This is a genomic window from Paenibacillus salivarius (genome assembly GCF_051307165.1).
In the GTDB taxonomy this organism is placed as follows: Bacteria; Bacillota; Bacilli; order Paenibacillales; family Paenibacillaceae; genus Fontibacillus.
In genome coordinates, this window is the sequence record NZ_CP195592.1 from 268,954 (window position 1) to 280,000 (window position 11,047).

The following is an 11,047-nucleotide window of genomic DNA, read 5'->3' on the forward strand; positions in this document are numbered from 1 at the left end:
TGGTTCAGATCTTGATTTACTGCATGCTATCCTGTAAGTCCCGATAAAGAAATGGTCGCGATTCATTGAAGATGAACGCACAAAGTTCCTGATATGTCGTCAACTCGTTACTCATTACTCCACGAACTTCACTTAACAAATTGGTAAATTCGTTAAAAGCAGATATATCTGCTGTCACCTTATCCAGCCGTTTTATAGCGGCAGACAGTGCTTTACGTGCAATCGCCGCTTGCTTATTCGCCGTCTGCACATCCCAATATACCTCTGGCGTTCCGGAGCTTATCCGTGCCAACAGAGCAAGCATCGTTGCATGTGGAGGCGGCGCAAGAGAAGTTAGCTTCGTAATATCTATGTTGAGATTGACGAGAGCCAATCCGAAGGCAAGGATACTAGCATGAGTTAGAGCCTGCATGGCCGCAACCAACTGGTCATGTTCTTCAGCATCCAATTGTACCACGCGCGCTCCTCTCTTCGAGAGATTCCCGAGAAGTTCAGCTACACGCGGACCGTTATTCCGAATAATCGCAGCGATTGGACGACTTTCCATGCCGAGACGGGGTGCAAACATCGGGTTGAGTCCCACCACTTCGAACGGAAGATCTAACGCATAGATTTGCTCTGAAATCGGCGCCTGCACCGAAAGAGTGTGCGTAAGCAGAGATTGACTCTTCATCCGCTTGCTAACAATGGAAACAGCATGAATTGCCACCTGTTCAGGCAAGGCTAATATAACCAGATCCGCTTGTTGTAAGGCCGTCTCAACCTCCGCAGTTGGTACCATGATATCGCATACTAAACATTTGAAAGGTGAGTTTGAATGGTTCCTGTCAATCAGACATACTTCTACATCTAAACCTAACAAAAACTCTGCGAACATGAGACCAACTTCGCCAGTTCCTCCAACAATTACACAGCGACGAATCAATCGATTCATAGAGGGACTTCCATAACATCAGCATTCGACTGTTGTTCATTCGCTGTTGCGATTGCCGAGATCATGGCTCTCGCCTTAATCATGATCTCTTCATACTCTTTAATCGGATCCGACATCGCGGTAATGGCTCCGCCAACGCCGAATGTTACTTTATCTTTGTAGACAACGAGTGTTCGAATGATAATATTGAGGTCTGCGGCACCATTTAATCCAAACCAGCCAAGGCTGCCTGAGTAGATACCCCGAGCCCCCTTTTCCAAACGATCAATGATTTCCATTGTGCGAATTTTGGGAGCACCCGTCATTGAACCTCCTGGGAATGCCGCTTGCACACAGTCAACTGTTGATTTGCCCGGACGAAGAGTTCCCCGGATTGTCGAAATTAATTGATGGACGGTGCTATATGTTTCCACATAAAACAGGTGAGGGACGTGAACCGTATCCACTTGGCAAACCATATTAAGATCATTTCGAACCAAGTCCACAATCATCAAATTCTCTGCACGATCCTTTTCCTCGCTAAGTAACTCCTCGCGTAATTTATTATCCTCGGAAGGTGTTTCACCTCGCTTACGAGTCCCTTTAATTGGTTTCGACTCGGCGACACGTTCAGAACTAATGGAGAGAAATCTCTCCGGTGAGGCACTGAGTACAGCCATATCGGGAAACCTCAAGAAACCTCCGTAAGGAACCGGACTGATGCGCCGTAAATGTGTATACGTCTTCCATGGATCAATAGAAGTATGCACCGTAGCTGTGTTGGTCAGACAAATCTCATATGACTCCCCGTTACGTATTTCTTCCAAACACTCGTTTATTAATTGCAGATAGGATGCACGGTCATGACGAAAATCAATTTTTAACTGATGATCAGGCATAGTTGCGAGTACAGTAGAGAAAGGATCATTTGACTTTGTGGGGAGGGTTACCAGACGTTTTTGCATGTGATTGAACCAAACATCCGCTTCATGGCCATTCCCGCCCATGGTAAGGCAAATTAAGTAGGTTGTTTTTTCCAGATGATCGAGAACCATCATCCGATCCGTGAAGAGTAGGGCTGCATCCGGAGTTTCGGATAAATGACAGACAGAGCCGCAGGTCTCAGCTTTCATCTCGTACCCGATATAACCAACATAGCCAAGGTTGAATGAAAAAGGTATGTTATCTGGCGAATCTGCAGCGCGAATGCGCAACTGATCGTTAAGATAATCAAAAAAAGGCTTCTGAACAAACAAGGGGGCCTGTCCATTGCGATCTACGTTTACTACTCCCTCAGCAACCCGATACGTGATGTATTCCGCATATGGGCCGGTACCGTCACCGAGGTAAGAAAAGCGTGACAAACCTTCCATTACATTACTGCTGTCCAGCCAAAATGCATGTTTCGATGGAGAGAAGATCTCCTGAAACGTGGACTGTGCATCGGGATAAATAGCTAATTTACGAACATGAATCCGGTTATCCCCATCTTTCTGGCTGCTCTGAAGGTCTTGCCGCATATAAGATTGTGTCAATTTGAGAAAATTAGCAAACAACTTCTGACCCAACTCACTACATATCGATTCGGGATGAAATTGAACCCCCCAAATGGGTAAGGTAAGATGTCTCAATCCCATAATCAACCCATCTTGGCTCCAGGCAATAGCCTCTAAATCTCTGCTTAATTCGGTCACAACAAGAGAATGATAGCGTACAACGGAGAAAGAAGATGGAAAATCTGCGAAAATATCAACCCCCGTATGCCGGATTTCTGACAGACGTCCATGCATAGGCTCCGGAGCGTGACTGATATTACCTCCGAATAAGTGGGCAATCCCTTGATGACCAAGGCAAACTCCCAGAATCGGTAAACCTGACTCAAGGATTGCGGTAGTGCTGATGCCAAAGTCCTCAGCACGATCCGGTCTGCCTGGCCCCGGGGAAATCACGATATTATCGATCTTATGTAGTGGAATTGTACTCCAGTCCACATCATTGCGTACAACAAGTGGAGGCTGTCCATTTACCTCGCTAATCAACTGATAAAGGTTATAAGTAAATGAGTCGTAATTGTCAATTAGAAGTGTTTGTATCTTTTCCATCCTCAATTTCTCCCTTCTCCAATGACAATATCTTCGACCCGGCAAGTTTCCGATATGATTAGATCATAAAGTCCGCGTAGAAAATCCGGGCTAATTCCATTCTCCGCTGCGAAACGTGCAGCACGTTCCTGGACAAAGTTGACTCGATTAGGTTGCATCATTGGGATGTTATTATCGCGCTTGTACAAACCAATTTGAACACAGCATTCCAGACGCGCTTTCAACGTATCCAGCAATTTCTCGTCGATTCTGTCGAGGTCAGACCGCAGTCTCTCAAGGCCTTCTTCCATAACCATATTAAATATTACCTCCTTAATAGTTCCTTAGTTAGAAAAAAATACAATTTATTAATAATTTATACTATATATTCATGAATTCCAAGTATCAGTTTTATGAACATCTATTCGTTCAATGTCTGAATTAAAAAAATTCCCTATAATTAAAATCTCCGGTTCCATCCAAAGACAACAGAAAACGACAATCGGGATCCTCCGATCGATTTTTGATGCTTATGCTCCTGTAGGTCGGTTGAACAACCCCAACATCACATGACATCGAATGGATTGGTGGAGGCTGGAATGAAACGGCGTATGTGGAATGGTCACCCGTGAGCAATGCGGAGGGATATAATGTATATGTTAAATCCGCTGGTGCGTCGGATTCCAGCTATCAACAAGTTGATAATGAGCTGATCCGGAAATACCCTACCTATTGGAGAGCGGATGCCGTAGGCCTTGCGGCCGGAAATTATATCATGAAAGTCGAAGCCAGGCTGACGAACGGTTCAAAGGTTAGTGCCGTTTCGAATACTCTATCCGTAGCGTCACATGATCGATCCGGGTTTGCTTTTTCCTCGGACTCGCAGTACGGGACAGGTTCGGGTGCTTACAATGATGACGGAACATTGAAGAATGGCGCCCAGGTAATCTATGTAACGTCCGAGACGGCACAAACCGTGACCCTTGATGTGAAAATCAATAGCTCGGGCGGTACGCAAACGGGCGTCGGGATCGGCGAGATTTTGACATTAAGACAAAAAGGCTATGATACAACGCCTCTGGCCATTCGGTTTATTGGACAAGTGACGGATGATGATATGAACGGAGAATTGAACAGCAGCGGATTCCTTCAAGTCAAAGGGAAAACCAACTATTCGCAAATGAACATGACGATCGAGGGGATCGGCGACGATGCTTATGCCTACGGGTGGGGAATCCTTCTTCGATATGTAGGGAATGTGGAAGTGAGAAACCTGGGCTTTATGCTTTTCCCTGACGACGGGATTTCTCTGGATACGGGGAACGTGAATGTATGGCTGCATAATAATGATCTGTTCTATGGAACGGCAGGCGGAGACGCGGACCAAGCCAAGGGCGACGGCTCCACGGACCTGAAAAAAGGATCGACCTATATCACGATCTCTTATAATCACTATTGGGACTCGGGAAAAGCGTCTTTGGTGGGGTTGAGCGAATCGGCGGAATTTTTTGTGACCTTCCATCATAACTGGTTTGATCATTCCGACTCCCGCCATCCGCGCATCAGAACCGGATCGATTCATATATATAACAACTTCTATGACGGAGTCTCAAAATACGGCGTCGGGGTTACGACAGGAGCTTCGGCGTTTGTGGAATCCAATTATTTTAGACATACCAAATATCCGATGCTCAGCTCCTTGCAAGGCACGGACTCTTTAGGGGAAGGGACCTTCTCGGGCGAAAACGGGGGCGTGATCAAGGCTTACAACAATACCATAGTGAATGCGGACAGTCTGATCTATGCCAACTCCAATACCGGAACGGCCTCCGCAAATGCAACCTCCTTCGATGCGTACCTGGCCTCGTCAAGAAATGAAGCCGTGCCAAGCTCCTATAAGGCAGTGGTAGGCGGGACCGCTTATAATAACTTCGACACAAAAGTCGATACCGGAGTGGCTGGTGCAGACATTGATAACGTAAGCAATTTGGAACAAATCGTTACCGCAGAGGCCGGGCGTCTGAACAACGGAGATTTTACCTGGATATTCAATGATTCCGTTGACGACACCTCCTATGAGCTCAATACGGCACTTATGGCTCAAATAACAGCTTACACCACACAGCTTGTATCCGTAGGGGGGAATTCGACCTCGGATCCGGGTGCCGACCCAGGTACAGACCCGGGGACGGACCCAACCGGCGCACAAGTGCATAACTTTACAACTTCCGGATTGAACAGCGACTTTTTTGATATCACAGGGAATCTTTCAACAACCAAGGGAACGGTGACATACAACGGACTGACGCTAACCCGATGCTTAAAAATCGAGAGCTCAACCCGCATCAATTTCACCACCACGGAAGCTGGGACGTTAACCTTAGTGTTTAACTCGGCAGACGGAACGAAGATTAAGATTGATGGGACTAGTTATTCGATGACTGGTGGGATCGTGAGCGTGCCGCTTGCCGCCGGGGCGCATAGTGTTACGAAGGGGGATACGGCTAATTTGTTTTATGTAGGGTTGGAGTAGGGATGCATACCACTCTTTATAAGATAGGTTTAATTGACCGGTTGCCAGGATTGATAAGGCAGCCGGTTTATTTAGTTTTGATTGAGGTTCACAGTATGGAGCTGGCTGCCTCTTTTACACAGGGATATAGGTTGGGGGCGGCGATGGTTTTTGAGGTGTATGCGGAGAGGATCGATAAATAACGTTGGCGTCGTCACGGACGCTGGAGTCCGAGTTGAGGCGGAGAGTTCGATATAAGAGCAAATGGAGGACACGGTTTATTGTATAAAATCTATTTTTCTAGTAGAATCCAAGATAATTATGAATATTTGTAATAATTTGTGATGTTCGGTAGAGGTGATGTGGAGTGCAAGTTGACCCGGATCGACTTGATGAATTAGCCAGGCTGCTGAAACGCATGAACATGAACATGGAGGACAGCATTCCGGGCTTGGTTGAAGAGGTCAGGCGTAAGATCGATGATATCAGGTATAATTATCCTGAAGGCTCGGTCCGGTCCGCCCTGTATGTGGTTGAGGAGCAGTTGAATGATATTTTTGCGCGATCCTTGTCGATTTACGAGCGTTTGAATGCCAAGGAGAAATTGCTTCGGGATGCCGCGAATCAGTATCGGGAGACGGAACGAAAGTCCGTTGCGCTGCTTCAAAAAGCAGCCCAGTATACGCTGAACGGCTTATTTCCTTTCCTGGCGATCTCAAAAGGAACCGGCACGAGTTCGCCTTCATCTACGGGGTATCCGGTGATGATGGGATGGCAGGATCTTTTGAAGAATGCGGTCCAGACGGCGACGGCGATCTTTTCGGAAATGACGCTGGATCAGAGGCTCGCTCATGTTAAGGAAGACGCGCGCATCTCCGGGCTTTTTCAACAGTTGAACTCCGGAAGCTGGGATGAGCAGGTTCGTGCACGGGAAGAGTTGGAGAACATTGCGGCAGCGTTTGACAAGATTGCTCGAATCCAGCATGAGTATGCGGTGTATAAAGCGTACGGCAACAAAAACTACATGGCCTTGGCACATCAGGAGGCTCAGCAGCAAAGGAATATTTTGAACGGATTTGGCGTATCCGAACTATGGTACGGGCCGGAAGTCAACCTCAGTACATACTACAAAGGCTCTCCTTTGGATGCTTGCAGATATAATCCGTTGAAAAGCGACTATTCCCCTATGCCGAAGGAAGACGAGCTCCGCATGGCCATAGCCATCGGGTGGGTGAATCCGCTGCAGCGGGGATGGGCCAAGCGCATTTATGCCCAAACAGAAGCAGCCCTGTTGAAAAGAGCGAGCTTGAGTGAGGCGGATCGATTGCTGCAGGATGCGATTGATTTTTACAATGAGAAGCGAAAAGGAAATGAAGACGATTTTCATACATACAACGTAGCTGTGAAAATGGCGATTGGTGTCCACCATGATGATCCTGACGAAGTCGGAAGTCTTGCCTATTGGCAGCAACAGAACCTAACGGATGAACGCAAAAAAGAAATAGCTTATCTCATTCTAAACTCGGGTACCGATGAGGCGATTGCCGGCAGTTTTGCGTCCCTTTATACCAACTATGCGGAACATCAAGCGGAAATGAGCGGCGGGTACGGAGATGGCGTGGGATTCCCGGTATTTGGCCAGCGCAGAAGCCCTATGGAGATGCCGGGGGCGCAGAAGTTTACGGAGCCGCAGGAGCAGAAGAGGCCGCTGACTCCAGGTAAGCAGGGGGAGTTGGATAGGCCGAAGGCGCAGGGCGAGGTGCCTGTGAATGAGGGGGCGGGTGAAGTTAACACCCCTTCTAGGACTGTTAATATTGATAATAGAGATTTGATTGAACATTTGGTTGATGGACATGGTATTGGAAGGGGAAGTAGACCTAGCGTAAAAGGTGCACATAATTTGGATAGTTTTTATAAAACAATAGATGCTGAAGCAGCAAAATATAACTTGTCCCGTTCTGATTTTATTATTGGTGAGCCGAAACCGCATCCTACAGTAAAAGGTATATATGAAATAAAGTATCGTATACCCTCATTGGAAACAGACTATGTAAATGGTGGAACAAAACTAAAATTGGATAGTAATGGGGATGTTGTTTATAAAACGGCTCAACGTCCCAAAACAGTTTATGGCCCACCTATTACTAATAGGGACATCGTTAAATGGGGGCAAGAAGCCGTAATTGGGGCGGAAAAGGCAGGTATCCCTACGGTAGAAGGAGTTAATCGTGGGGTAGCAGTAAATGGGCTCAAATTCGAGTGGTTAGTGGTAAATGGTAAAATAAACTCGATTTATCCAGTGTTTTGATACAGGAGGATAACTTTATGAACGAAAACATACAGGTTACAGATACGGAAAGGAAAGAGTGGATTATTCGTCAACTTTTTTTATCAATGGGATTTTTTGATTCAAATACGAGAGAACCATTTAGAATGTTAAGTGAATTCCAATTTGAATCTGGAGACAATGTTTGTGGGTCTGAGTCATTGGGGTGTGCTTTATCAGCTTATTATACGCCCGAAGATGAATATTATATAGGAGAGAATAAAGTATCTATAAGCTATGATATAACCAATGAGGAAGTGATAATGGAAGAAGCAGAATTCTATACTTATATAGAAAAATACAGTATGGAATATTTAGAGAAGAACCCAGTTCAAAAGGATGAAGTTATGGAATGTTTGAAAAATATCAGAAAGAGATTCAAATTAGAATGATGAAATGAGATGTAGCCTCTATGGTTAAAGGCGGGAATACGTGGGGGGCCAAGTGATAGGTAGGTCGTTAACAATCCTCCACTAACCTGATTGATTAAACGAGGAGCGCCAATGAAAGCTCAATATGACTTATTTACAAAAATATTTTTAGATACCGATCGTGAAAAGTCGTCAGTTGTCGAGACCGTGTCAATGATTGTTCAGGGTTCCGTTACAGGTACGCCCATAGTAACGGAACAATCTGAAATTTTTGTTTTCAACAATGAGGATTTTTCTGAAGAGAAAAGAAATCAAGACGGCGATGATTTTTTATATTACAGATATTATATCGATATAGGCCCGGTCGGCGATGTCGAAGAAAAAGTTTATATTGGGGAGATTGCAAAACTACTAATAGAATTATGGGACTCCGGGTTCAAGGTGGTAGCCGCATGTGATTTTGAAGACGAGCTGCCAAGAAGAGGCGGTTATAATTTTAGAGGGCGTTAATTAGGTTTGCATAGGAGGCGTATATAGCAACTAAAATAATGGCACCACACGCTTAGAGGCTTATTCCTAACTTACGAATAGAGGGAATAAGTCTTTCTTGATTTCAGCCTATCAGTAGGAACAAAACCTTGCCCCTGGCTCATATGGAATGCTCTATATTTTAATGACGAGAGGCCCCTAATTTCCAACTTCAATAAAAATTTGTAAATATAACTAACGTGTGTTATGATGATTATATTGAAATTTTGACCTGGACTCACATATTGTAGAGGGTTGTGATTTTAAATTCAGAACCTTGTACAATATGTGATTTTTTATTTTTTTCGAAAATGTAGAGGTCATGTAAACAAAAACTAGGAGGTAATTTATTATGCAAACAGGATCAGTGAAATGGTTTAACGCAGACAAAGGTTTTGGTTTTATCGAGGTTGAAGGTGGCGACGACGTATTCGTTCATTTCAGTGCGATTGTCAGCGATGGCTTTAAGTCGCTAGATGAAGGTCAACGCGTTGAATTTAACGTGGTACAAGGTAACCGCGGTCCACAGGCCGAGAATGTTGTAAAATTATAGGTTTGTAACACTGTCCCAAACATCATGTTTGGGACTCTTTATTATCAGCCCGTAATTCTAAAAGAGAAAGAGGGATGCAATTTGTACTATTCACGGAGAAAGCCAATGGAAGATATCCCAGAGGAAATAACGGCCATTTGGTCGTGTATCAATGAAGAGTGCAACGGCTGGATGAGAGATAATTTTGTGTTTTTGATCCAACCGATATGCGTCCAATGCCAATCCCCTATGGAGAAAGGCGAGAGAATGCTTTCCATCGTGGTAAATACGAGCCCTAATCAATCAAAAAATTGATTGTCTCGGCACGGATGACATCAAAATGATCGCTACAATCGCAGAAGCCTGCGTAGCGAGATCGCCGGGAGGCACCTCCTTTTGTCTCCATATAAGCAAGACAGAAGGCTATCAACCATTGTGGTTGATAGCCTTTTTATGTTTAATGAAAGAAAATCGCTCCAACCCTAGCCTAAAGTCTAGGTCCAGCCACCCCCTAAGACGGTTATGTCACGCGAATAAGGCAGATATAATGGGTTTATAAAATTTGAGCGTGACTGAAGAAGTCAAAGGAGTGTTTGAATTTGAAGGCAGCAGAAACGAATACAATGGCGAGAGCGGGCAAGGTAAATTGGGTGCTTTTTAATCCAAAAACTTATGCAACGATCCTCTATTTATTGTTATCTCTCCCGTTAGGGATTATTTATTTGGTGCTGGCGATAACAGGGCTTACCCTATCCATCGGTTTAGCTCCCATTTTTATCGGAATACCGCTGTTTTTTGGGGTAGCTAAGATGTTGAATGGGATTGTGAGTTTTGAGCAAAGCCTGATTCGGCATATTTTAGGTTTGCCGGTCCCTCCGGCCTCGGTTCCAAACCATTCGCAGCCTGAAGCGGGGCAGAATTGGTTCAAGCGAATGGTCAAAGGGTTTGACGGTGAACTATTCTTTAGAAATCTGATGCTCGTATTGCTTCGATTTGTAACAGGCATTGTCTTCTTTGCGGTGATGGTAACGGCAATCTCGCTGGGACTCGGATTTATTGCTCTTCCTGCCGTGCACATCATTCTGATGAATGAATTGAAACTGGATATTTTAGAAAATAACTTCTTTAACTATTTTCATATCGATTGGAATTATAACCAGCAGTATCTGCTATATGTAGGCGTTGGCCTTGTCCTTTTTTGGATCGCGCTTCGCGTCGTCAACGGGCTCATGCAAGTTCAGCGGAGAATCATGTATGTGGATGAGTCCTATCAGCAGCCGACAGTGCCGGTTGTTGAAACCCAATTCCATACGCCCGTTCCGTCACATTACGATGAGTACCCAGTGGATCATCCCACTCAAGAGAAGGTGTGGCTCGCTTAAAGTCCTTTTAAAAAACAAGAGAGTAAAAATACAGCGCAGGGATCGGGTGCAGGCTGTCGAGAATATCTCGGCAGCCTGTTTTTTGTTTATTTGATTTTAGGCGGGTCCTGTATCTAACCGGGGTTCATAGGGTCGTACAGCAGAGTGCCTTCAGGTTCTTTAGAGCAAAATTGATCTTTATTATTTCTAAATGGAAAAACTTACAACTTGTATTAGTTGCTTATAAGAGTTATATTATAAATCCGGCCAGCGAACAGCGGCCATCACGCTTCACGAAATATCAAGCCGAAAAACGAGCAAAAAACTCGGTTGAAAAAAGTGCTTGCAAAGTTGGTTGAAACGTGATAATATATAAGAGCTGCTGATGAGCAGATAACTGAAGTTGATCTTTGAAAACTGAAC

General features: G+C 44.9%; 10 protein-coding genes. 7 read left to right on the forward strand and 3 right to left on the reverse strand.

Annotation, left to right across the window (positions count from 1 at the left end):
• Positions 1–16 precede the first annotated feature (16 nt).
• The 3 genes from ACSFXJ_RS01240 to ACSFXJ_RS01250 are packed head-to-tail and all read right to left on the reverse strand — an operon-like array spanning position 17 to position 3,311.
• Positions 17–934, reverse strand: coding sequence for a prephenate dehydrogenase dimerization domain-containing protein (locus tag ACSFXJ_RS01240; RefSeq protein ID WP_435923423.1), 918 nt, complete (start codon positions 932–934; stop codon positions 17–19).
• Positions 931–3,015 carry an aminodeoxychorismate synthase component I gene (gene pabB / locus ACSFXJ_RS01245; protein WP_435923424.1) on the reverse strand — a complete coding sequence of 695 codons (2,085 nt, stop codon included), beginning with the start codon at positions 3,013–3,015 and terminating at the stop codon, positions 931–933. Before pabB ends, ACSFXJ_RS01240 begins: the two co-directional genes overlap by 4 nt.
• Positions 3,016–3,017: 2 nt before the next feature.
• Entirely contained in the window at positions 3,018–3,311 is a 294-nt protein-coding gene (locus ACSFXJ_RS01250) for a chorismate mutase family protein (RefSeq protein WP_435923425.1), read from the reverse strand.
• Between the two features lie 311 nt (positions 3,312–3,622).
• Here ACSFXJ_RS01250 and ACSFXJ_RS01255 point away from each other — a divergent pair, with 311 nt between their 5' ends.
• The 7 genes from ACSFXJ_RS01255 (at position 3,623) to ACSFXJ_RS01285 (ending at position 10,645) form a co-directional block, all read left to right on the forward strand.
• Entirely contained in the window at positions 3,623–5,527 is a 1,905-nt protein-coding gene (locus tag ACSFXJ_RS01255) for a pectate lyase (RefSeq protein WP_435923426.1), read from the forward strand.
• Positions 5,528–5,873: 346 nt separating this feature from the next.
• Entirely contained in the window at positions 5,874–7,814 is a 1,941-nt protein-coding gene (locus ACSFXJ_RS01260) for a CdiA family toxin C-terminal domain-containing protein (RefSeq protein WP_435923427.1), read from the forward strand.
• A gap of 17 nt (positions 7,815–7,831) precedes the next feature.
• Positions 7,832–8,224, forward strand: coding sequence for a ribonuclease toxin immunity protein CdiI (gene cdiI, locus ACSFXJ_RS01265; protein WP_435923428.1), 393 nt, complete (start codon positions 7,832–7,834; stop codon positions 8,222–8,224).
• 111 nt (positions 8,225–8,335) lie between these two features.
• Positions 8,336–8,713, forward strand: a complete 378-nt coding sequence (locus tag ACSFXJ_RS01270; protein ID WP_435923429.1) for a 1,4-dihydroxy-6-naphthoate synthase — start codon at positions 8,336–8,338, stop codon at positions 8,711–8,713.
• 370 nt (positions 8,714–9,083) lie between these two features.
• The gene (locus ACSFXJ_RS01275) at positions 9,084–9,284 is read left to right on the forward strand and encodes a cold-shock protein (RefSeq protein ID WP_435923430.1); all 201 of its coding nucleotides are present in this window, start codon (positions 9,084–9,086) and stop codon (positions 9,282–9,284) included.
• Positions 9,285–9,308: 24 nt separating this feature from the next.
• The gene (locus ACSFXJ_RS01280) at positions 9,309–9,578 is read left to right on the forward strand and encodes a cold-shock protein (RefSeq protein WP_435923431.1); all 270 of its coding nucleotides are present in this window, start codon (positions 9,309–9,311) and stop codon (positions 9,576–9,578) included.
• 284 nt (positions 9,579–9,862) lie between these two features.
• Complete coding sequence (locus ACSFXJ_RS01285) at positions 9,863–10,645, forward strand: sensor domain-containing protein (RefSeq protein WP_435923432.1); 783 nt, start codon at positions 9,863–9,865, stop codon at positions 10,643–10,645.
• Positions 10,646–11,047: the final 402 nt, after the last annotated feature.

Coding starts and splice junctions, on each gene's coding strand:
- ACSFXJ_RS01240 (WP_435923423.1), bottom strand. CDS start 934: ATGAATCGATTGATTCGTCGCTGTGTAATTGTTGGAGGAACTGGCGAA.
- pabB (WP_435923424.1), bottom strand. CDS start 3,015: ATGGAAAAGATACAAACACTTCTAATTGACAATTACGACTCATTTACT.
- ACSFXJ_RS01250 (WP_435923425.1), bottom strand. CDS start 3,311: ATGGTTATGGAAGAAGGCCTTGAGAGACTGCGGTCTGACCTCGACAGA.
- cdiI (WP_435923428.1), top strand. CDS start 7,832: ATGAACGAAAACATACAGGTTACAGATACGGAAAGGAAAGAGTGGATT.
- ACSFXJ_RS01270 (WP_435923429.1), top strand. CDS start 8,336: ATGAAAGCTCAATATGACTTATTTACAAAAATATTTTTAGATACCGAT.
- ACSFXJ_RS01275 (WP_435923430.1), top strand. CDS start 9,084: ATGCAAACAGGATCAGTGAAATGGTTTAACGCAGACAAAGGTTTTGGT.
- ACSFXJ_RS01280 (WP_435923431.1), top strand. CDS start 9,309: ATGTTTGGGACTCTTTATTATCAGCCCGTAATTCTAAAAGAGAAAGAG.